This window comes from Mycobacterium sp., from assembly GCF_004298145.1.
Taxonomy (GTDB): Bacteria; Actinomycetota; Actinomycetes; order Mycobacteriales; family Mycobacteriaceae; genus Mycobacterium.
Genome location: NZ_SCRH01000045.1, coordinates 39,047 through 61,096, shown reverse-complemented (window position 1 = coordinate 61,096; position 22,050 = coordinate 39,047). Strand labels below are relative to the sequence as shown.

Sequence of the window (22,050 nt, the reverse complement as noted above, 5' to 3'; positions counted from 1 at the left end):
GGCGCCTTAGATTTCGGGGGCGGGCACTACACCACTCGCCACCGCCCCGCTGATTCCACCATCGACGGCGAGCGCCTGACCATTGACCCACCGGGCATCGTCGGAGGCCAAAAACAGCACCACATCGGCGATATCGGCCGGGTCGGCGTGCCGCCCCAGCAGGTTCTTCAATCCATCGAGGGTGTCCTTGCCCATCGACTCCTCGAAGTCAACCAAGATCGGCGTCTCGACCGGGCCGGGCAACACCGCGTTGATGCGGAATCCCATCTCCCCCAAGGCCAAACCCATCGACATGGCGTACACGGTGCTGACTTCCTTGGAGAAATTGTAGGCATTGCCCTGCTGCGGATTAGCCTTGAACCAAGCCGCGCCCTCCTCAAACGTATCGGTGCAGAGCAAATCGCGGATCCCGTCGAGCCGCAGCGGCCAGCCGAAGCCCGCAGTCGACGACACGATGGTGACCGAGCCGCCGGGCTTCAGGCGCTCGAAAAACGACTCGGTCAGGTGTCGCACCGCAAGGGCGTTGACGGCCAGCACCAACTCGGCGGGCGCGGTGCCGGGGATGCCGGCTACGTTCATCAAGCCGTCGAACTCGCCGTCGAGTTGCTCGCACGCGGTGTCGATGCTGTGCGGGTTCGCCAGGTCGACCTCGATGTGTCGGGTCACCTTCGCGGACGGTTGATTGCGATCCAGGCAGTAGACCTCGGCGCCAGCGGCCAGCAACCGCTCGGCGACCGCATGGCCAATACCTGACGCCGCGCCGGTGACGACGTAGCGCTTGCCCTTGAAGTCGGCCATGATTCTCCTAATCGAGGGTGTAGGGCAGCGATTTGACTGCGGTGATGAAATTGCCGGTCAGATACTCAGGTTCGCCCACCCGCAGGTTCGGCGCCCTAAAGATCAGCTCGCGGAAGATCGATTCGAGCTGCATCCTGGCCATGAAAGTGCCCATGCAATAGTGCGGACCACCGCCGCCGAAGCCCACGTGGGGGTTGGGCGATCGGGTGATGTCGAACTCGTGGGGGTTGGTAAACACCCGTTCGTCGCGGTTCGCTGACGAGTAGACCATCGTCACCCAGTCGCCCTCGCGGATGTGCTGGCCATGCAGCTCGGTGTCCTGGGTGGCGGTGCGCCGGAACGTCATCACCGGGGTCGCCCAGCGGACGAACTCCTCACTCGCGACCTTGATGAGCCCGTCGAAATCCTTCTCCAGCAGCGCTTTCTGGTCGGGGAACTGCTGCAACGCGATCGTGGTGAAGGTGGTGGTGGTGCGGGTGGTGTCATTGCCCGCCACCGAAAGCAGGACGAAGTATGGGCCCAGCTCGTCGTCGGTCAGTCGCCGTCCGTCGACCTCGGCTTGCACCAGCGAGGTCATCAGGTCGTTCTGCGGATGGGCACGACGCGCCTCGGCCAAGCCGATCCCGATATTGAGCAGTCCGACAAGGGAATCGGTCAACACTTCCCCAGGTTCACGACCGGCCGCGATCTCGGGATCGGCCCAGGCCACCATGCCGTCGGCCAGGTGCGCCGCTTCGTCACGCTCGTCCTCGGGCAGGCCGAGCATCTCGTAGATGGTCCACATCGGCAGGCGCTTTGACACCTGCTCGACGAAGTCACCCTCCTTCGTCTTGAGCAGATCATCGACGATCGACTTCGCCTGGTTTTTGATCTGATCACCGATCTTGGCCACCTGCCGCGGCGTGAAGACCGAACTGACGAGCCTTCGCAGGCTCGAGTGTTTCGCACCGTCCATGCCGAGGAAGGACTGGGTGGCATCGAGCATCTCTTCGGGAACGGCCTCGAACGTGATGCCTTGCCCGGAGCAGAAGATCTCCGGATTCTTGCTGACGTAGCAGACGTCCTCGTGGCGCGTAACCACCCAGACACCGTCGATCTCGGGCTCCATCATGGAACCCTCGATCGGGCGGTGCCAGCTGACGGGACGTTCGTCACGCAGAATCTTGAATGCCTTCTCGCGCTCGTCGAAGCTTTGCACCCAGAAATCCAGCTTGGAGATGTCGACCGGGTCGAAGGGCGGACGTTGGATCTTCTGAGTTGCCTCGGTGGTCATGCGCTTGCCTCCATGTAGCGGGCTTTGAGACTTCTCTTGACGAGCTTTCCGGTGGCTGTCCGGGGCAGCTCGTCGACGAAGTCGACGGTGCGGGGTGCCTTGTAATGCGCGATACGGTCCCGAACGTAGCTGATGATCTCATCGGCCAATTCCGCGGATGGTGGTGTCCCGGGCCGCAATTGAACGACCGCCTTGACTTGCTCCCCCATCTCCGGGTCGGGCACGCCGATCACCGCGACGTCGAATACCTGTGGGTGCAGCGCCAGGACATTCTCGACTTCCTGCGGATAGATGTTCACCCCGCCGGAGATGATCACGAATGCCTTGCGGTCGGTCAAAAACAGGTACCCGTCCTCGTCGACGTAGCCGATGTCGCCGACTGTGGACCAATTCTCATGGTCCGGATGCCTTGAGGATGCGGTCTTTTCGGGATCGTTGTGATACTCGAACGGGACGATGTCGCGTTCGAAATAGACCGTGCCGATCCCGCCCGCGGGCAGTTCCTTGCCGTCTTCATCGCAGATCCGCAAGATCCCGAGCGCGGCTTTGCCCACCGACCCACGCTTGTTCGTCCACTCGGCCGTGCTGATCACGGTGCTGCCGTGCTGCTCTGTGGCACCGTAGTATTCAACGAGGATCGGGCCCCACCAGCGAATCATCGCGTCCTTGACGTCGGGTGGGCATGGGGCGGCGGCGTGCACCGCCATTCGCAGCGAGGAGACGTCGTAGGCTCCGCGGACTTCCTCCGGCAATTGCAACATCCGGACGAACATCGTCGGCACCATCTGCGTGACGGTCACCCGATATTTCTGGATAGCGGCCAGCGCCTGCTCGGCATCGAAGCGCTCCATCAGAACCACAGTTCCGCCCAGCGCCTGAACGCCGGCGCACCATTTCAGCGGAGCGGTGTGGTAAATCGGTGCGGGAGAAAGGTATACGTCGTCGCTGCAAATCTTGAAAACATGGGCCAGCAGCCCGACAAGTGGGTCTCCCGGCTCGTCAACCTGGATCGGCAGTAGGTGCGGCTTGATGCCCTTGGGGCGTCCGGTGGTGCCCGAGGAGTACAACATCTCCGCGCCGCGCGGCTGGTCGGTCAGTCGTGACTGCGATGCGGATAAGAGCTCGCCGTACGGCAGATACCCGGCAATGGTGCCGCCGAAGGAGTACCAATGCTGGACCTCGGGAACCGAATCAAGCAGTCGCCCGGCCAATTCCCGCACTCCCGACGAGGCGATCACCACTCGGGCCCCGCTGTCCCGCAGGATATAGGCCGCTTCCTCGGCCGCCAGGTGCCAGTTGATAGCGGTGATGTATAGACCGGAACGTAGTGCAGCCCAGTAGATCTCGAATGCTTCGGCGGAGTTGTCGGAGAGCAATGCGATCACGTCGCCTTTGCGCAAGCCCATTCCGTACAGTGCCGCCGCGAGCCGAGCCGAATTGTCGTCCAGTTCTTTGTAGGTGAGCGCCCTGCCCGAATCGGCCATGATCACTGCCGGTCGATCGGGCGCGGTCACCGCATGGGTACCCGGAAACATGGGATCAGGCGAGCAGGTCGTCGCGACCGTCGTTCTTCAGCCGCTCGATGTAGCTCGGGTAGAGCTTCTTGCCCATCGGAGCCAGCTTGAGCAGGCTCGCCACGTTACCTTCGACCTTGATTTTCTTCTTCGCCATCGCCAGCGGCAAGTTGACCTTGCCCTGCCAGTAGCCGTTGCCGGTGTCAGCCGTCATGAACATCGTCGCCATCGGCGCCGGTCCCCCGTCCAGGCCTTCACGTACCGACTTGTTTCCCATGTCGATCACGACGACAGCCTCGGGATCGGTGAAGGAGAAAGCCACCACAAGCCCGGTGTCAACCAGCTTGGGACCGATTTCCGCATCCTCGAAGGCCGTCTCGAAGATGCCGCCGATGTACTTCCTGACCTCCGCCGAGTCCTTGAACCCCATTGTTCTCCCTAGAATTTATTTTCGATTAAATTCTGACCCCAGTCAGGGCCCACTTCCCAGGTTAAGCCCTTGATCACGAGGTTATGACCTCTGTCACAAAGACGCTACCATAAGTTGACTTATGGTCAAGGCTCGCACGCCGAGAGTCCACGTGATCGTTCGGGTCGCTGCGCCCAGGCATGGTGTCAAAACCCTTGTCGGCGACCTAGTTTTCGGCATCCAGTGTGGTAGCGCGAATCTACCGTGTCTGCAAAATCTGTCTGGTCGCGGCGACGAACGCTACCATCCCTGAACATGTACGACACGCGAGCGGTTCTGGACGCCATCGACAACCACACGATCCCCATCCTGGTGGGCTTCGGGCTGGCCATGGTCCTGCAGAACATCGCGATGATCACCGCGGTCGTCATGACCCGGCGCGAGGGGTGGATCTCGATCCCGCTGCCGTGCACCTTCCTGTGGTTCGCCCATGACTTCGGCGTCGTGGCCCGCTTCGACACCTGGTTCCACGTGTACGACCACTGGTTTCTCAAGTTGTTCTGGATCGGCTTGCTCACCGCGCTCATCCTCGAAGTCATCTTCTTCGCGCAGGCGATCCGCGTCGGGCGGGCTGAATACCTACCGAACGGCAGCCAGGCCCAGTGGACCGCGTTGGTCATCGCCGGTGCCGTAGCGTTCGTGATTGTCTGGGAGTACGAGAAAGTCGTTTGGGACGATCCGCTCTACCAAGCGGCCCCCGCGATCACACTGTTCCTGCTTCCGCTGGCGACCACGGCCCTGCTGTTGCGCAGGCGATCCGCGGTGGCTCAGTCTCCGCTCATCTACGGCTGTTTTGCCGCAATGGTCGTGCTCTGGTGGGCGGTGACGGCCACCTACTACGGCGGCGGGTTTGCGAGCTGGCAATATCTCGCCACCGGCGTGGTGGCATTCGTCATGTTGGCCGGCGTGACCCTGGCCGTGGCGCGCATGCGGGCGAACGCACTCGACCAGCGCCACCCGCCATCACTAAGGGACTTTCAGTCCCTTGACGGATTTCGATGATCGTTATAGCGTCGGCCGCGTGCGCATCCGGCGTGGTACGTCTCGATCCCGAGACCGCTTAGCCGTCTCAATCAAGCGACACCGTCGCAATCGTCATGCTCGCCCCCGGTCGAGCGGCGCACCGGGCGCCGCCCCGTGACGCTTGTCGTATACGGCGCGACCGGTGCAACCGGACGCCGGGTCATCCAATTGGCTTCGGCCGCAGACATTCCCGTGATCGCCGCTGGGCGCGATGCGCAAGCACTTGCCAGGCTCGGTGTCGAATACCGCGTGGCCTCGCTGGCCCCCGCGGAATTGGAAGCGGCTTTCTCGGGCGCATCGGTCGTCGTCTCGTGCGCCGGTCCCTACACCCACTTCGGGCCGCCCGTGCTGGACGCGGCCATCCGCGCCGGCGCCAATTATGTCGACTGCACCGGTGAACCACGTTGGGTGCAGCGCATTGTCGATGAGTTCGAGAGCCGCGCCATCCGGGCGGGCCTCGCCGTCGTGCCGTCGCTGGGCCTGGGTGTGGCGACCGATATCGCCGCTACCGCGGCGGCGGAGCTGGTTGGTGGTCCCGACAGCGTGCGGCAACTGCATTGTGCGGTGAAGATCGTCGGGATGCGGCCGTCGCCGGCGACCATGCGGTCGACGATTGAGCTGGTCGCCGGTGGTGCGCCGATTGTCGACAGTGGATGCGTCCGTTGGGAATTGGCGGGGCGTCGCATGCACCGATTCGCCTCGGGGTGCGGAGCGCTGTTCGCGACGCCCGACGCGCTGGTCCTGGCGAGGGCGTATCCGCACGCACGCATCGAATGTCATGTCCAACCCGCCGCGATGGGTCCCGCGCTGGCCGCCGGCGCAATGGTGTGGCGGATTCCGGGCTCCCTGAAGGCCACTCGCGGATTGTTGTCGCGCCTCGGGCACTCCGGCGGTGACGCCGGGGGCGGACGCTCGCAGGTGACGGCGGAGGCCAAGGGCGCAGCTGGATCATGCACCGTCACCGGAGCGGTCGACGATGTCTACGACATCACCGGTCGGGGCGCGTTCGCGGTGGCGCGCGCGCTGATGTCCGGCCCCGGCGAGCGCACGGGGCTCCGCAACGCCGGGCAATTCCTCTCCTCGCCGCGGCAAGCCGCCGAAGACCTCGGTGTCCGACTTGAGTTCTGCTGACTCGATTCAGCGGTCTCCGAGCCTGTTGCTGATCTCGAGGAGACCATAGGTGGCCTCGCCATCACAGGCGTATTTGACCGCGACTTGCTTTGTTACCCAGTGCTTTTCGGACAGCATCCGGTTCGGATCCATCCCCGCGCAGAGCTGTGATGACGCGACGCAGGTGCAGTCGTACTCCTCGTCCAGGGTCTCCGCCTCGATGACGTGGTCGACGCCGGTCCGTGTTGGGGTCCAGGCCGAAACGACTTCGATGACAAGACATCGAGGTTCTCCTCGGCGTTGGGCGTCGTCGAATATGCGTTCGGGCCACCGGACTGATGTAAGGGATCAGCGGCGGGCGGTCGGCTCCTCACACCCGCCTACGCCATACTGATCTGGCGCGTCGCCGCAACGCATCTTGCCGCTCTTCGGGCGTGACCTTGGCCGCCGTCGCCGGCAACTCTGCCGCCAAAGCCGACAGCGGCACAGTCCGGATCCTCGGCAACGGCGTTGTGTCCGCTTTGTAGTAGCGCGCCGTGATCAGCCCGACGCTATGGCCCCCCGCGTCAAGCCAATTCGCATAACCGGGATCCTCGTGAGCGATCACAGCGCGAAATACGCCATCATCGTCGAGTACCGCCTGATGACCGTTGAGCGACGTTTGCCGCAGGTTCCAGTCCAGCGCTTCCCAGAAGTGCGAGGTGAGCTGGTATTGCCAATACCTGGCATTCGGCGGCGAGACCTCGATGATCACCGCCTCGTCCCTCTCACAGCGATAGATTCCCTTGCCGTACAACAGGTCTGCCCACGCGAAGTCGATCTCGACGAACTTCAACGAGTCCGGCGGCGCCCGAAAGTACTCATCGACGGCGAGCTTGCATGCCGCCGGTACGATTCGGACCCAGTCGATCAGCAGCTGCAGCCGCTCGGCGATATCGGCGGGCTGCAGCGTCGGCGGCGGGTACGTGACACCGTCACGCTCGATGACGAGCTCCGCGGGTTGTTCGGTGTCCCAATCGTAGTAATACTGGCGCACGATGATCGAGCCGGGGCCTTCGCAGGTCCGTACCCAGTTGCCCGGCTGTTCCGTCGTTGACAGCACAACCTCAAGGGTGCCGTCGTCTTCAACGTGGAAGTCGCTCTTGCGATCCACGAGCTTCCAGTCCGCTAGATGCGAGGTGTGTCCGGTGCGCGTTTCGACATCGAAAAGTCTCGCGGTTCCCCTCTTGCCGCGAATCCGATAAATGCCGTCGCCGTGCACAGCCGCCCAGTGGTAGCAACAATCGGTCGCTGGAATGCCGTACTGCATGTAGGGGCTGATGAATTTGACCAGCCAGGGGTAGTGGGCATCCCACCCCTCCATCGTCATCATGATTCCGGACTGCAGCAGCCGGGACAGGTACCGGATTCCTTCGGCCCGCAGCAGCGGTGTGTCGACCCTGTCGTTGCCGTGGACGTAGGCGGTCATATCGGCGATCGCCTCGCCCAGTGCTCTCCACAGGTCCGCTTCGGATACACGGGGATCGTCGGCGACTTCTCGGTCCATGATTGTCATGGGGCGGCCCTTCTAGTTCGGGGCGAGTTCGGGAAATTCGGCGAGGTAGGCTTCGAAACACTCCCCCACCAGATCGGCGGTGACGCCCCAGCGCGTCGGTTTGTACTCGTGTGCACCGAAATGCCCTTCCGGCCGGCGCGCGTTGTAGGCGTCGAACGCGGCGCGCGCTTCGTCGGTGATGGCCCGGCCCGCACGACGATAGATTTCGGCGACCACACCGTTGATGTCGTCGCGGATCTCTTTGAAGTCGACATCGTAGATGTCCAGATCCGGGATCGATGCCCGGGCCTCGAGGTTGCGCGACGTGTAGCCGCCCCAGAACCGCGCGAAGTCCGGGCCCAGCGCCGGTAGGTCCACGACGTCGCTGTTCATCCCGCGCGCCACCTCGATCAGCGAACAATAAGATCCGAGCACGGTGTAGACGTCGCGGTGGCATTGCACGAACGTGGCATCCGGGAAAAGGCCATGCAGCGCCGCTACCTGACCAATGTGCATGGGCGACTTGAGAACCCATGGTCGCCCACGCGCTCCGCCGTCCTGCCATTGCAGATACTGCAGCACCGTGCGCATGTAGGCGTATGCCGATTCTTGCCGGTCGGCGATCCACTTGCGGTGATTGGGTAGGTGCAGCCGGTGGGAGGCTACCGGTGCGTCAAACGTGAGCTCCATCAGCCACAGATCCTCGTCGGGCTCATGCGCTTCCATGGGATGGCGGGCCATGAATTCCGGGACCTGACGCAACATCGCCTCGAACTGTTCGCCGATCGCGGTACGGGTCTGCGGATCACCCGGCATCGGGGCGGGATTCAGCAGCCGCCACACCTCGAGCCGCTGCATCCCCGGATCGGCTGCGATCGTGCGTTGCAGCTTCGACGTACCGGTGCGCGGCAACCCAAGAATCACGATGGGGGCTACCAGCTCCTCGTCGAGAATCTCTGGATGCTCACGCAGGTCCCGGGTGAATCCGAGTCGGTTCACGAGTAGCCGCAGCACGTCCTGCACCTGACTAGCGACGCCAATCTCGTTGAGCTCCGCGGTGGTTCGCATGTCTGCCAGCAGAATGTCCAAGCTGTCGATGAACCCGGTGTCATCTCCCCAGTCGTCGAGACCGGTCGCTGCCGACGCGGCCGTCATCAACGGTTCCCGCTCCAGCGGGGGCAACGCGACGGTCACGATGTCGCGGTGCCCACGGTGCTGACCCGCTCTAGCCGTTCGGTCAGCGGTAGACACAGCGAGGCACCCAGCTTGCTCATGTCCAAGTTCGGTGAAATATCCGCCGTGCCATCGGCAAGCGCCCCACGCAGCACAGCAGCGAACTTCTCCAGATCCGCCTCGGTCTCACCTTCGATCTCGTAGATGGCCAAGTAGCCCTGCGGCGGACCGACAACGCCTGGCAACGTCTCGACTTCCTGTGCGATCTTGTACCGGGTGGCAGCGATGACACCCGGAATCGTCACCAGATCGTGGATGTGCTTATTCGAATACCACTCGTTGTAGGCGTCTTCGGTCTCCGCCGACGTCGGCTGGGTGAAGGCGAGCATGATCGCATGCGGCATTTCAGTTCTCCTCCGCTGATTGGTTGTTGGTGTGGGCCTTGAGGCCGGCCGCAACCTGCAGCAGCCGGGCGATCGATGAGGGGAATCCGTCCGCACCGGTGTGCAGCGGCATGACGTCGAGCAACCCGACGAATGTCGCGCCCGCCTCGATCCATGCGCGGCCGACCTTGACGGCTTCCTCCGGTGTGCCCCAGGTCGCTGACCTCGCACACATCTCGCGTGGCACGTTCGCAACGACGGCGTCCGCGGCCGCGGCCGTCATCGTGAACGGCATGTAGTCATTGGAGTAGTGCCAGCCTCGGGGAAAGACGCTCTGCAGCCCCTCATTTCGCCACTCGTCCTGGTTCATTCGCCCATAGCTGGCTGAGTACCACTTGATCTGCGGACTCTCTTGCGCGGCGGCGATCACTTCCGGGTCCTCGTGCAGGCCACATGGCAGCCATACCCCGAAGCCGAACTCGTCGGGGTCGCGACCGGCCGCTTCCACCCGATCGCGAATGGCGGATACGCGCGAAGCGAAGACATCCAGATTCGGCACCGCGTTCGGAAACGACGATTCGATGCCGTCTGCGTACTGCGCGCACAATTCGGTGAACTTGGGTCCGCCCCCGAGCCCCCAGATTTCCGGACGAGCGGGCCGGTACGTGCCGAGGTAGCCGTGGTCGAAGTTCCACCGTTTTCCGTTGTAGGAGAAGGGCTCGTCTGTATCGAGCAGCGTGCGGATCAGGATCAGGACGTCCTTCAGACGCGACAGCGCCTGGCCGGTCGGATGCCCGAACGGTGTCATGTGCCGGGCCTCGCCCAGGCCGATGGCGCAGGTGACGGTGCCCTGCGTCGCCGACGCGAGCGACAGCAGCGTCCGAGTCAACTCGGCCGGCCGCGAGCGCACAGCGTCGGTGGTCATCCGCACGCCGATGCGCGGACTGGCCGCGAGCGCGAACGCACACTCGATGAACGGGTCGTGTGTGGAATGCGCATCCGGGGCTTCCATGCCGGCTGGAATGCCGAAACCCTGTGGCGCCCAACCCGTCAACTCGTCCCATACCCAGAATTGGTCCACAACTGCGGATTGTTCGAGGGCGCCGACGAAGTCCTGGATTCCGGCCAATGGAGTGGCGCGATGGTTGGGATAGGCGACGGCGATGCGCGGAGAGCCCATGCCGATCGACATTAAGGGACTAACAGTCCTCTAGTCAAGGGACCGTTAGTCCTTTGCCAGCCTGGCTCCGTACAGGAACACCCGGGTCACATGATCGATCACCTCATGCCGGGAGGGCTTGTCACTACCGCTGGGGACCAACGGGTGATCGAAGACCACGATGGAAGCGATCGTGCCGAAAAGCAGCCGCATCGTCAGGCCGAGACCCGCCTGCGGCACCCAGCCGCGCCGATGGGCTTCGATGCTGGTCGTCCGCATTATCTCCGCGAAGAACCGGTCGAACTGCTCGTCCAGCCCGGCCAAAGTGGCCGAGTCGAGTTCATGCCCGACGACCGCGACGCCAACCAGTGCCTCCCGATGCGCCGTGCAGCTGTCATAGAACATTTCGACGATCGTGCGGGTGATCTCGAAATCCCCCCATTTCGGGTTCTTGATGTCGTATGCGACCGTGTAGTTCTCCAGAAACTCCATGAACGGTTGCAGTACAGCGGCGCCGAATAGATCTGCCTTGTCGGTGAAGTGGCGCCAGATCGCCGAGCGCGCGACACCGGCCTCGGCGGCGATATCGTCGGCCGTCGTCGAGGCATATCCCTTTGCGGTGAATACCCGGGCCGCGGCGTCCACCAGCAAGTGGCGGACCTCCGCGGTGGATCGCCGTGTTCGAGCAGCCATCCTGAAATGGTAGCCACGCCCGTCAACGGTCCCTACGAAGCCGTTACGCGCACCCACATCGTGTCGTCAGCACCCCGTCGAGGTGAGCTGCTCGACGAGCTTGTACTTCTGCACCTTTCCGGTGGGCGTCTTGGGTAGATCCTCCGCACGGTAGAACACCACCCGCTTGGGCACCTTGAAACGCGCCAGCTTTGCGCGGCAGACATCGAGCACATCGTCTTCGGTGAGCGTCGATTCCGGAACCGGAACCACGACGACACAACCGATCTCACCCCAGTGTTCGTCGACCAATCCGACCGCAAAGACCTGGCTGATTTCGTCGTGCGCCGTCAACAGATCCTCGATTTCCTTGGGCATCACCAGTTCACCGCCGCTCTTGTACAGCTCCTTCCGACGACCGGTCACCTCAAGGTAGCCATCGGCACGCACCCGGCCAAGGTCGCCCGAGTAAACCCAGCCGTCCCGCAGGGCCGCTTCGGTCTCCTCGGGGCGGTTCCAATATCCCAGCATCGACGTCGGTCCGTTGGAGAGCAACGCGCCCTCGGCGCCGGCCGGCAGGTCCGCCGCCGTCTCAGCATCTACCGCCTTATAGGCGACAAGTGCATCCGTTCCCGGAATCGACGCCGCACCAGCCATCTTCGGCTTCCCGGCGCTTTCGGAAGTCAAGATCAGTGGGTCCTCAGGGCGCGTCAGAGTCATGCACCCCCCACATTCGGTCATCCCGTAGCCGGTGACGATCTCACTGACCCCGAAATCTTCCTCGATGCGACGCCACAGCCAGGTCGGTGCCGGCGCCGATCCACACAGGATCGCACGCAAGGAGCCGAGGTCGTACTGCTTGCGGGCCGCGCTTTCGACCATGACTACGGCCATGGTGGGGACGCACAGCATGTCGTTGGCCCGGTGGCGCTCGATCCCGGCGAAATAATGTTCGGCGCTGAATATTGTCTGTGGGATGATGGCGCCGCCAACGAACATGACGGACAGCAGTCCCTCGATATAGCCGAACATGTGATAGCAGGGCAGCGAGAAGAGTATTCGCCTGCCGTCCTCGTAGGCCCGCGTGAGAGCCGACGCGTAAGCCGTCCGCAGCACCGCGTCGTGGGTGACCAGCACGCCCTTGGGCGAGCCGGTGGTGCCGGAGGTGTACAGCATGTCGCTGGCGTCCCGCGGATGAGCGCCCAAAGCGCAGCCGGCACCCGGGTTTTCGTCCCCTAAGGCGGCGAGGCCGGCCACCGTCATGCAGTCAGGCCGTGCCCGGCCATCGGTATCGAGCAGCACGACGGTCAACGGTGTGTCCGTCGTCGGAGCATCCCAGCCCGGCGCGATGCCATCGAGCATCGCTTGGTAGTCGAGGCCGCGAAAGCCAGTCATCATCACAACCACCCGGCATGCGGAGTCGCTTAGGACGTAACGTAATTCATCTTCTCGGTATAGGAAGTTGAGTGGGACGGCGACCGCCCCGACCCGTGCTATCGCGAACTTCACGGTGACGAACTGCGGATAATTCGCCATGATCATGCCGACGCGGTCTCCCGCGCAAACCCCCAGTGCGGCAAGGCCATCGGCTAGCCGTCGAGATTCGGCTGCCACATCAGCGTAGCTGAGCGCGACGTCGTCGGTCAGGATGAAGGGACGGCTGCCGTACCGGCCCGCACAGATGTCAAGCCAGTCGGCGAGCGTCTGCTCGCGCCACACGGGGAAGCGCTTGCGAAGGGCCTCTCTTCGTGCCCCGATATCCGTGGTCAACGGTTTAGCCGAACCATGTTGCGGGCGTTGCTATCCCACCGGATTTCTGCCGAGCTTCGCGTCCGACATGTCGCTGATCTCCGCCCAGCGCTTGGTGATCTCCTCGAGGCTCGGTGGTTTGCCGAAGGTGACACCGTTGTTCTGGAACTGCGCCACCCGCTGCACCAGCCCACCACCCACGACGAACACCGAGCCGGACTCCTGATTTTCCTCGGACAGCAGGTAGCCGACGGGCGGTGCGACGTGGTCCGGGTCCAGCGTGTCCAAGACCTCCTGGGGCGCGATATCCGCGGTCATGCGGGTGGCCGCCATCGGCGCAATCGCGTTCGCGGTAATCCCGTACTTGGCGCCTTCGATCGCCAGGGTGTTGACCAGGCCGACCAATCCCAGCTTGGCGGCCCCATAGTTGGCCTGACCGAAGTTGCCGTATATCCCGCTGGTCGAGGTCGCCATCACAACCCGCCCGAAACTCTGCTCACGGAAATGGGGCCACACCGCACGGGTGACGTGGTAGCCACCGTAGAGGTGGACGCTGATCACGGCATCCCAGTTGTCGTCGGTCATCTTGTGGAACGCCCCGTCACGCAAGATGCCCGCGTTGTTGACCACACCGTGCACAGCGCCAAAGTGCTCGATCGCGGTAGCCACGATCGCCTCGGCGCCTTCCCGGGTGGCCACGCTGGAGTAATCCGCCACCGCCCGGCCACCGTCATTGCGAATCTCCTCGACGACCGTGTCGGCCATGCTGGTGCCCGATCCAGAGCCGTCCCGGGCCCCGCCGAGGTCGTTGACCACGACGAGGGCGCCATTATCGGCGAGGAACCGAGCGTAGGACCGTCCCAATCCCCCACCGGCTCCGGTCACGATCACGACTTTGTCCTGCACTCCGGGCACTTGAAGTTCCTCCACTGGTATCTCGTCTACTACTGGCAGCCGAGTTTAATTTAGTTTCGAATTTTTGCTCGCGTCAAGGTGACGAGCGTCTAGGGCCTGTGGACCACCGGCCGGGTTGTCACGTCATTGGGCCGGTGCGGGCGAACCCGCATCGAATCGCGCCAAGCGGTTCAGCTGCTCCGCCTGCTGCCGCGTGAGCACCCGGTACATCGCCCATCCGGCGGCCACAATCCACGGACCCCAGGTGAATGTGGCGAGATACCAGGCGCCTACGCCGTTCCCCGAGAACGGGCCCGTTTTGAAGAAGAAAATGGGAAGTTGCCCGAACTCGCACAGCGCGACCACGAGGCTGAAATAGCCAAGCCAACCGGGAAGGGATTCCGCTCGCCCTTGGGTCCTGATGATGAGAACACCCGCCAGCGCCATCCCGAGGGCCAGCATCGGCCAGATGTGTTGCGAGCCAAGCCATGCCACATCGCTCATCGCGCGGGTGACGTCCGGACTCGTGTCGCCGGGCCGGAATGCGACGACCCCGAATATGGCCAGGTCGAAGGACAACAAGATGGGGCTGGCGGCCAGGCTGGCCACGGTGACGACGGTAACCGCCCGCGATCCACCCTCCAGCCGCCACAGCATGAGGCAGAACTGCACGGTCCATGCGAGCAGAAAGGCCATGCCGATGCTGCACAGCACCACGCCGATCAAGAAACCGGTGCGGTGTTCGACGTAGTAGGCCGCGGTTTGTCGGGCGCTCAGCGCAAACGAGGGCGGCTGCGGCCAGAAGAGCTCAAGGCCGGTAAAGGTGAAGATCACGAAGAGCAAAGAGCAGGCCGCAAAGAACCGCTGCCACAGGAAGTCTTCATGCGGTGTCATATCCATCCCCTCGTCGGCGAATCAAACAAGTCGCACTTGGTGGCTGGTAGGCGATTAACCGTGTCAGTGCGTGACCGTGCGGTAACCGTTGAGATCGTGCAGAGCGTGTCGTCGGCGGACCGGCCGAGCACTTCGACGACGGCGAACGACGAACCCACGTGGTGCGCCCGTGCGGTCAGGGTGACAGGACCATCTCCACGCGACGGACGGACAAAGGTCGTGTGCAGCCGGGCGGTGACGAGCCCGGGATTGCGTGCGCGGACCAATTGGGCTGCCGCGGCCTCGCTCAGGCATGCCCAGACCCCACCGTGCAGCAATCCGAAGATATTGGTCCACGAAGCCGAGGCCCCCAGGATGAGCAGGACCGAATCAGGTGGGCTCGGGAGGCGCTCGAACCGCAAATAGTCCTCGATGGTCGCCGCGATCGACACCTGCTGGCGCGGTGGCCGCACCACAGGCCGCACAGGGTCGCCCCGGGGCGGCAGGTGATGCACCCACGTCGAACCCGCCGCGACGACAGTCCCGTGCTCATCGGTTATCCGGCCCTGGGCGTAGCCGCCGCGGAGTTCGACCTGAATCGGGGCGGCGGTGGCCGCAAGCCGGCTTTGCCGGTCGAATGGCGCGAGGAAATCGATGCTGAGCTCCGACGTCGTGGACCACCACCCCTCCGGGCGGTGGCGTGCCAGGGCTTCTCCCAGCACATGGTCGAGCGCGGTCGCGAGTGCGCCCGGCCGCGGTGTGCCGTCGCGGTCCAGTGACCACGTGCCGACCGCAACATCACAGCGTCGCCCACCATCATGTGCCGTGCATCGAGAAAGCCCGAACCGAGCCTCGACCGATGCGCAATCGTCGACCTCACACGTAGGAACAGGCATTGGCGCGCAACTCCTTTCGCGTGAAAAGCGGGTTGCTCACCGAGCGGCCTTATCGGTTCTATTGGCGGCTAACAGGCGGCGCAACACCACCGTTGTCGCCACCAAGTCGTCCGGATCGTGCAGGGTCGCGCCCAGGCTGCCCAAACCCTGCATGATGCCGACGATCGTCAAGGCAACCCCGCGTACGCCGACATTCTCGGTCAGATCCGCCGGCGCCGTCCGAGCGATATCGGTGACAAACGCCGAAAACGACGCGAACGTATCGCTCATCGCCGCACGGATCTGTTCGTTACGGGCCACCTCGAGTTGGACGGTGACGGTCATCGGCGCCAGGGTCGGATCCGACCGGTGCAGCTCGCCGGATGCCCGCATCAGGGCATCCAGTCGATCATCGAACGATTCCGCGGTGGCGACTGCGGCGCGCAGGTGACCGATGAAGACGTCGTAAACCTCGGCGCCGACCGCGACGAACAATCCCAATTTGTTGCCGAAGTGATGGTAGAGCGCCGTCGGCGCCACCCCGGCGGCCATGACGATCTCCTGGGTTCCCGCGCCGGCGAAGCCCTCTTCGGCAAAGATCCGTCGACCGCTGTCCAGGAGGCGGCGCCGCGTCGCGTCCCCGGCCGGCCGGCGCCGTCGCCCGGCGACACGCACCACCGATTGAAGGTCAGGCTGCGGCATCGACACCAGCCTCCGATGTGCGCGGGGCGCGCTGGATCGCCGCCGTTATCGCCCAGAACATCACCGCGAACCACGCCACGAACACCACCACCGGGATCCAGAAACTCAGCATCCCGTTCCACGCCAAAGGTCCGTTTTTGAAGAACGGGATGAGGCAGGCCGGCACCAGCAGCAACGCGATCCATAGGTTTGCGTAGGCAACCCACCGCGGGAAGACCGGCGCGGTCGATCGATCGAGCAGAATCGCCACACCGATTGCGATGTACTGCAAGGTAAATGGCGCGACGGGCGAAAACGTCATGATGAAGCCGAGATCGTGTAGTTGCTGGGTGATCTCCGATGGCCGCGCCGGGCGAAACGCGACGACGGCCAGGACCAGAAAATTCAACGTGAAGAACACGGTCCCGAAGGTGCCCAGCGCTGTCTGGGCCGTCGACAGGACGCGCTCACCCGATTCGGTTCGACGCAGCAGCAATCCCACCGCCACCGTGAAAGGCACGTAGAGGGTTCCACCCCAGACACACATGACCATGCCGAGCCGCTTGGCGTTCGTGTGTTGAGACCACAGGTCCGCCACTTGCTGCGGCGAGAGATCCGGCGAGGGCGGCGGCAAGAACCCGGCCAGGACCATCCAGCCCAGCAGCACCAGAGCGATGCCCACGGGCCCACTCCATGCGAGAACCATCAATCTGCGATCGGATGTCGACACCGTCCGGCCCTTCCAGCTCCGATCTAGCCAATGTAGTGATTACTACTGTAGAAATTACTACAGTAAGGCGAAGCCGATCGCAAGATCCACGCCCATCAAGCAGGAGGCCCGATGACCGGCACCTTCGTCCGTCGCGCACACGACGACATCGACCTGTCCGCCGACCACCTGTGGAACGGCCCCTCCGACGAGCGAAACGCACTGTTGGCGCAGCTCCGCCGGGAACGGCCGGTGAGCTGGCAACGACCCATCCGCAGCCCGTTGATGAACCTGCTCGGTCAGGAGGAACCGCCCGGTTACTGGGCGGTGGTCCGGCACGAGGACATCGTCACCGTCAGCCGACATGCGGACGTCTTCTCCTCCGCGGCCGGCGGGGTGACATTCGAGGAACTACCGCCCGAGGTGTTGGAGGCGTCATCCTCGATCCTCACGATGGACGCGCCCCGACACGGGAAGATCCGCCGGATCGTGAGCTCAGTGTTCACCCCGCGCCGCCTGCGGTTGATCGGCAACCAGATCGCCAACCAGGCCCGGCTGATCGTCGACGACATCGTTGCGTGCCGAGACAACGTCGAATTCGTGGGCCACGTCGCCGCGCGCCTGCCCGTGTGGACCGTCTCGGAGATGGTCGGTATCCCCGAGGGGGCACGCGAGGGAGTGACCGCTCATGCCAACGCGGTGATCGGTTGGGACGACGAGGAGAACACAGCGGGCGCCGAACCGCTGACCGCAATGTTCACCGGGATCATGACCCTGCATCACAGCTGTCAGGAAATCATCGATGCCCGCCGACAAAAACCCGAAGATGACCTCATCACCGCGCTGATCCAGGCAGAGGTCGACGGTCACCGGCTGACCGACGCCGAAATCAAGGCGTTCTTCACGCTGCTGTGCATCGCCGGAAACGACACCACCAAACAAACCACCACGCACACCATTCGGGCACTGTCGACGCATCCGGACCAACGGGCATATCTGCTGGAGGATTTCGACTCGCGCATCGATACCGCGATCGAAGAATTCCTGCGCTGGGCGTCGCCGGTGATGACCTTCCGCCGCACCGCGCTGCGGCGGTTCGAACTTTCCGGCGTCAGTATCGAGCCCGGCGACAAAGTCGTCATGTTCTACAACTCCGCGAATCGCGACTCGTCGGTTTTCGCCGATCCCGGACGATTCGATCTGACCCGCAAGCCCAATCCGCACTTGGCGTTCGGCGGAGGTGGTCCGCATTTCTGTCTCGGCAGTCACGTGGCGAAGCTGCAGCTGAAAGCCATCGTGGGCGAACTGTATCGTCGTCTGCCCGACATCGAGACCGTCGGTGCGCCCGAATATCTCACCAGCACGTTCATCAACGGCATCAAGCGGCAACACGTTAGGTTCACTCCGGAGTCGGCGTGACGCTCGATCCCCAGTCATCCACCTGAAATCGCGCGCCGCTGACCACGAACTAAAGTCCCAACCATGGCGAGCGGCGTCTCCCGGGTGGCCTACTTCGAAACGGGCCTCGACGTGCTGTCCGACCTCGGTTATGGCGGGCTGAAACTCGCCGAGGTGTGCAATCGGTTGGGTGTCAGCACCGGCTCCTTTTACCACTTCTTCGACAACTGGCCGACCTACACGCGAGAGCTGGTCGAACACTGGCGACAGGCCAATACCGTCCGGCTGGTGGAGTGGATCCGCACCGAACCCGATCCGCGACGGCGCATCGACAGCATCATCGATATCGGCTTGAGCCTGCCGCATGGTGCTGAAGCCGCGATTCGCGCGTGGAGCGGCGCGGACTCCGATGTTCACGCTGTCCAGGTGGACGTCGATCACGAACGTCATCAGATCCTGCGTGAGTCCGCGGTGCAGATCTTGCATGACGAACGGCAGGCTCAACTGTTCGCCGATTGGGCGGTCTACTTACTCGTCGGCTACGAGCAGGCGACCTTGCCTCCCGACAAGGCGGCATTGGAGTGGATTGTCGGTCAGCTCCTCGATGCGCTCGACGCCGGACGGTTCGGCTCCGTCCCCCGGGGTTAGCAATTACGTTTTCGCGCTTCGTCTTCCGGCACTCGCAGGCCGCGGACGGTCAGTTGCGTGATGGCGTCGATCATGCGTTTGTAGGACACCTTCTTACCCAGGCCCATCCAGTCGCCATGGAGAGCGGTTGAAAGCACCATGGCGAACATGGCACGCACGGTGGGGCGCAGGTCGAAGTCAGAGAACTGGCGTTCCGCGGCCTCCGTAGCGACGACTTCTTCGAAAAGTACGAGCAATCGATCGAACGCGGCGTCGATCTGCGCCGAAGCTTCGGGGCTCAGCTCGTCATACTGATGTGCCGACATCAGGGCGAGCAGGAGTTCACGTTCGCCGTGCAGCACATTGAATAGCCCGGTGTACAGGGCTGCGCCTTCCTGCTCGGGGCTGAACCTTCCGTGTTCCCGAGACCGGTAGTCGCTGATGTAGTTGTCCATGAACTCGGTGAAAGGAGTGATCACAGCCTCGTGGAAGAGATTCGCCTTGGTGCCGAAGTGGCGGAAGATCATCACTTCGGTGAGTTGGGCGCGCTTGGCGATGTCGCGCGTCGAGGTGCCTTTGAATCCGTTTGCGGCGAACACTTCTCGCGCCGCACGCAAAATCAACGCGCGGCCCCGCCCGTGGACGCTTTTACGGGAGCGTTCGGTGATACTCACCGGTTTACGGTAATCCTCGTAGCGCGGCGCGGTAGCGATGACACGGGAAGCCGGAGTGTGTCAGACCGGGTCGAGCGCGCGCTCATAACGGAATCGGCGATGCAGCAGCCACGCATTCATGCATGTGCCAGCGACGAAGACCAGCGTTGGGATCCAAAACCCGATGATGCCGTTCCAGGAGAAGGGCCCGGTTTTGAAGAACACCGCCAATACCCCGCCGACGCCGGTGACGGCGACCCAGAGGTTGCAGTAGGCGGCCCACCGCGGCCAGGCCGGTCGCGGGCGGTGGTCGATGAACGCCGCGATGGCCATGCAGACATATTGCATCGAGTAAGTCGGGATGAAGATGGTCCAGCACAGCCACCCGTAGTCGTTGAATGCCCGGATGATCTCGGGGCTGATCTCGGGCCGGAAGCTTGCCAGTAGCCAGAAAAGGCAAATGATCTGGAATATCACGGTCAGCATCACGGCAGCGCCGTACTGGATGGACGCAAGCAGCGCGTTGGGCCCCTCGACCTTCTTCATCTCGGCTGACACGACGGCGAAAAACGGCAGTAGCAACGCCGAGGCGAACATGGCACCGATCAATCCGGTGCGGATCGCGCTGCGGTTGTTCGCGTAGAACTCGGCGATGTGGGCCGCGCTCCACGACTCGCCGGGCGGCGGGATGAACCCCGCGATGACGGCAAAGAAGATGCCGAAGGTGACCACGCAGACCGGCCATGCCCATATGCAGCCCAGGCGGATGCGGCGCAGGGACACGTCGTGCTGGCTCGAAATGTCGTCAATCGTGGCGGTCACGGCCGATTCCTTCCGATGGAAATCCTTGTCCTGCAGAGTCATCGGCCGCCCTTCGCCTGGTCTACCACACGGGTGCGTCGCAGAGTGCGCAATACCGCGCGGGCCGCCTGCTGACCGGGAATCCCGCAGATGCCGGCGCTCGGGTGGGTGCCAGCACCGGAGATGAATAGTCCGTCGACCGGGGTGCGGTACCCGGCGAATCCCGGCGCCGGGCGCAAGGGTCCGAATCGGGTCGCGACCGGGTCGACGTGATAGACGTTGCCGTCCGGGGAGCGGAAGTGCGCCGCAAGGTCTTCCGGGCTCTGCTGGCGGCGGCCGATTTGGAGGTCGGCCAGGCCGTCGATGTATTTGGCGGCGTGCACCAATACCTTGTCGGCGGTCGGGCCGGCGAGCTTTGCCCACGAGTGGGTCGGGCTGGCCGGCGTGATACCCGACCAGAACCAGAACGTGTCCTGGCCTTCGGGAGCCTGACTAGGGTCCATGCCCGTCGGCACGATGGCGAACCCCGGGACCGGGTCGGGTACCTCGCCTCTGGCGCAGGCGTGCCAGGCCTCGACGTGATCGTCGAAGGTAGTCAGGCAGAGCGCGGCCTTGCGCAGGTCGACGCCATCACGTCGATTACTTTGGTGGTTCGCGACGGCAACGCGCCCGCTCAGCGCCACGTCAATCTTGAACGACGATGCGTTGGTCGACGAAGTGGGAATGTGACGCACCCGGCGGGCGAGTCCGCCACTGAGCAACCCCTCGGGCAGCCAGCGCGACAGTGTCACCGTGACGTTGTTGGTGGTTATCACCCGGCCGGCGACGATCTGCTCCCCGCTATCCAGTACTACGCCGTCGACCCTGCCATCGCGCACCAACAACCCGTCGACCACCGCGCCGAACCGTAATCGCCCGCCCGCGGCAGTCAAGCAAGCCGCCAATGCGTCGGTGAGGGCGCCCGTCCCACCCCTGAACCGCCCCACACCCGACCGGTGAATCAACCCGAAGTAAATCAGCACCCAGGCGGTACCGTCGGCAAAGATCGGCGCGAAACACGGCACCGCGGCAAGCAACGCCTTGACTCGGTGATCACGGAATCGGCTGTCGATGAACTCAGCCTGCGAAGTCGTGAGAAACTGGGCGAGCGGGCCAAGTCGGCTCGGATGTCGAGCGGACTTCATTGCGCCACTGGCGATCCTACCCAGGTGCGGGCGCATCGGGTTGGAATTCATGTAAGGCACAACGACGTTCATCGCCGCGTCCAGTGCATTGGCCAACTCGAGATAGGCTCTGGCATCGGGAAGCGAGAATCGGCGGATCTCGTCGGCGGTGCGGACCGGGTCGCGATGAATGCACAGCGAACTGCCATCGGCGTCGAGGTAAGCGTACGGGGTCTGGATCTCCAGCTCCTGCAAACCGAAACGATCCAGCTCGAGGTCTTTCGCGATGGTCGTGGTGCGCCACAGTGACGAATCCATCGCGCCCTCGTTGATCAGATGATCGGGAGCCTGTGTTAGCACCGGTCGCGTGGAAGTCATCCCGCCGACCGCATCAGCCGCCTCCACCACGAGCACCTGCAAACCCGCCCGGGCGAGATAACAAGCGGCCGTGAGTCCGTTATGGCCGGCCCCCACGATCAGAACATCCGGGGCGGCGGCAAGGGTCATCACCTGAGGCCT

The 22,050-nt window shown here is 63.6% G+C and carries 22 protein-coding genes; 4 read left to right on the top strand and 18 right to left on the bottom strand.

The window, feature by feature from the left end:
* Window positions 1-6 precede the first annotated feature (6 nt).
* Genes EPN51_RS18005 through EPN51_RS17990 form a run of 4 tightly spaced genes read right to left on the bottom strand, consistent with a single transcriptional unit; the run spans window position 7 to window position 4,015 of the window.
* Window positions 7-798, bottom strand: a complete 792-nt coding sequence (locus EPN51_RS18005) for a coniferyl-alcohol dehydrogenase (RefSeq protein WP_293044997.1) — start codon at window positions 796-798, stop codon at window positions 7-9.
* 7 nt (window positions 799-805) lie between these two features.
* Window positions 806-2,071 (bottom strand): cytochrome P450, encoded by a 1,266-nt coding sequence (locus EPN51_RS18000; protein WP_293044995.1) that lies wholly within the window; start codon window positions 2,069-2,071, stop codon window positions 806-808.
* Window positions 2,068-3,606 (bottom strand): acyl-CoA synthetase, encoded by a 1,539-nt coding sequence (locus EPN51_RS17995; RefSeq protein ID WP_293044993.1) that lies wholly within the window; start codon window positions 3,604-3,606, stop codon window positions 2,068-2,070. The genes EPN51_RS18000 and EPN51_RS17995 overlap by 4 nt, the downstream gene beginning before the upstream one ends.
* 4 nt (window positions 3,607-3,610) lie before the next feature.
* The gene (locus EPN51_RS17990) at window positions 3,611-4,015 is read right to left on the bottom strand and encodes an SCP2 sterol-binding domain-containing protein (RefSeq protein WP_293044991.1); all 405 of its coding nucleotides are present in this window, start codon (window positions 4,013-4,015) and stop codon (window positions 3,611-3,613) included.
* Between the two features lie 294 nt (window positions 4,016-4,309).
* Between EPN51_RS17990 and EPN51_RS17985 the strand changes: the two genes are divergently transcribed.
* Window positions 4,310-5,056 (top strand): hypothetical protein, encoded by a 747-nt coding sequence (locus EPN51_RS17985; RefSeq protein ID WP_293044989.1) that lies wholly within the window; start codon window positions 4,310-4,312, stop codon window positions 5,054-5,056.
* A 135-nt stretch (window positions 5,057-5,191) separates the two neighbouring features.
* Entirely contained in the window at window positions 5,192-6,208 is a 1,017-nt protein-coding gene (locus tag EPN51_RS17980; protein ID WP_293044987.1) for an NAD(P)H-binding protein, read from the top strand.
* Between the two features lie 349 nt (window positions 6,209-6,557).
* Here the strand turns inward: EPN51_RS17980 and EPN51_RS17975 are convergent, their stop codons facing one another.
* From EPN51_RS17975 to EPN51_RS17925, 11 genes are all read right to left on the bottom strand, one after another.
* Entirely contained in the window at window positions 6,558-7,742 is a 1,185-nt protein-coding gene (locus EPN51_RS17975; protein WP_293044985.1) for a DUF1214 domain-containing protein, read from the bottom strand.
* Between the two features lie 12 nt (window positions 7,743-7,754).
* On the bottom strand, window positions 7,755-8,915 hold the full coding sequence (locus EPN51_RS17970; RefSeq protein ID WP_293044983.1) for a sulfotransferase: 1,161 nt from the start codon (window positions 8,913-8,915) through the stop codon (window positions 7,755-7,757).
* On the bottom strand, window positions 8,912-9,298 hold the full coding sequence (locus EPN51_RS17965) for a DUF4286 family protein (RefSeq protein ID WP_293044981.1): 387 nt from the start codon (window positions 9,296-9,298) through the stop codon (window positions 8,912-8,914). The genes EPN51_RS17970 and EPN51_RS17965 overlap by 4 nt, the downstream gene beginning before the upstream one ends.
* 1 nt (window position 9,299) lies before the next feature.
* Window positions 9,300-10,457: an LLM class flavin-dependent oxidoreductase gene (locus EPN51_RS17960; protein WP_293044979.1), complete on the bottom strand. Its 1,158-nt coding sequence runs from the start codon at window positions 10,455-10,457 to the stop codon at window positions 9,300-9,302.
* Window positions 10,458-10,502: 45 nt separating this feature from the next.
* The gene (locus EPN51_RS17955) at window positions 10,503-11,129 is read right to left on the bottom strand and encodes a TetR family transcriptional regulator (RefSeq protein WP_293044977.1); all 627 of its coding nucleotides are present in this window, start codon (window positions 11,127-11,129) and stop codon (window positions 10,503-10,505) included.
* Between the two features lie 66 nt (window positions 11,130-11,195).
* Window positions 11,196-12,878, bottom strand: a complete 1,683-nt coding sequence (locus EPN51_RS17950) for a class I adenylate-forming enzyme family protein (RefSeq protein WP_293044975.1) — start codon at window positions 12,876-12,878, stop codon at window positions 11,196-11,198.
* A 30-nt stretch (window positions 12,879-12,908) separates the two neighbouring features.
* Window positions 12,909-13,772 carry an SDR family oxidoreductase gene (locus EPN51_RS17945; protein ID WP_293044973.1) on the bottom strand — a complete coding sequence of 288 codons (864 nt, stop codon included), beginning with the start codon at window positions 13,770-13,772 and terminating at the stop codon, window positions 12,909-12,911.
* 123 nt (window positions 13,773-13,895) lie between these two features.
* A complete protein-coding gene (locus EPN51_RS17940) occupies window positions 13,896-14,645 on the bottom strand; it encodes a hypothetical protein (protein ID WP_293044972.1) in 750 nt (249 codons plus the stop codon).
* On the bottom strand, window positions 14,642-15,520 hold the full coding sequence (locus tag EPN51_RS17935; RefSeq protein WP_293044970.1) for a PaaI family thioesterase: 879 nt from the start codon (window positions 15,518-15,520) through the stop codon (window positions 14,642-14,644). Before EPN51_RS17935 ends, EPN51_RS17940 begins: the two co-directional genes overlap by 4 nt.
* Before the next feature lie 36 nt (window positions 15,521-15,556).
* Entirely contained in the window at window positions 15,557-16,201 is a 645-nt protein-coding gene (locus tag EPN51_RS17930) for a TetR/AcrR family transcriptional regulator (protein ID WP_293044968.1), read from the bottom strand.
* Window positions 16,188-16,862 (bottom strand): hypothetical protein, encoded by a 675-nt coding sequence (locus EPN51_RS17925; protein ID WP_293044966.1) that lies wholly within the window; start codon window positions 16,860-16,862, stop codon window positions 16,188-16,190. Before EPN51_RS17925 ends, EPN51_RS17930 begins: the two co-directional genes overlap by 14 nt.
* 159 nt (window positions 16,863-17,021) lie before the next feature.
* Here EPN51_RS17925 and EPN51_RS17920 point away from each other — a divergent pair, with 159 nt between their 5' ends.
* Both EPN51_RS17920 and EPN51_RS17915 read left to right on the top strand, forming a co-directional pair.
* On the top strand, window positions 17,022-18,308 hold the full coding sequence (locus tag EPN51_RS17920; protein WP_293044964.1) for a cytochrome P450: 1,287 nt from the start codon (window positions 17,022-17,024) through the stop codon (window positions 18,306-18,308).
* A 63-nt stretch (window positions 18,309-18,371) separates the two neighbouring features.
* The gene (locus EPN51_RS17915; protein ID WP_293044962.1) at window positions 18,372-18,935 is read left to right on the top strand and encodes a TetR/AcrR family transcriptional regulator; all 564 of its coding nucleotides are present in this window, start codon (window positions 18,372-18,374) and stop codon (window positions 18,933-18,935) included.
* On the opposite strand, the gene EPN51_RS17910 is transcribed toward EPN51_RS17915, so the two are convergent.
* From EPN51_RS17910 to EPN51_RS17900, 3 genes are read right to left on the bottom strand one after another with little or no spacing between them, the layout of a single operon-like run.
* Window positions 18,932-19,588 carry a TetR/AcrR family transcriptional regulator gene (locus tag EPN51_RS17910; protein ID WP_293044960.1) on the bottom strand — a complete coding sequence of 219 codons (657 nt, stop codon included), beginning with the start codon at window positions 19,586-19,588 and terminating at the stop codon, window positions 18,932-18,934. The two genes, EPN51_RS17915 and EPN51_RS17910, sit on opposite strands and share 4 nt — an antisense overlap.
* A gap of 60 nt (window positions 19,589-19,648) precedes the next feature.
* Window positions 19,649-20,389 (bottom strand): hypothetical protein, encoded by a 741-nt coding sequence (locus EPN51_RS17905; RefSeq protein WP_293044958.1) that lies wholly within the window; start codon window positions 20,387-20,389, stop codon window positions 19,649-19,651.
* A 38-nt stretch (window positions 20,390-20,427) separates the two neighbouring features.
* Complete coding sequence (locus EPN51_RS17900) at window positions 20,428-22,038, bottom strand: NAD(P)/FAD-dependent oxidoreductase (protein WP_293044956.1); 1,611 nt, start codon at window positions 22,036-22,038, stop codon at window positions 20,428-20,430.
* Window positions 22,039-22,050 lie beyond the last annotated feature (12 nt).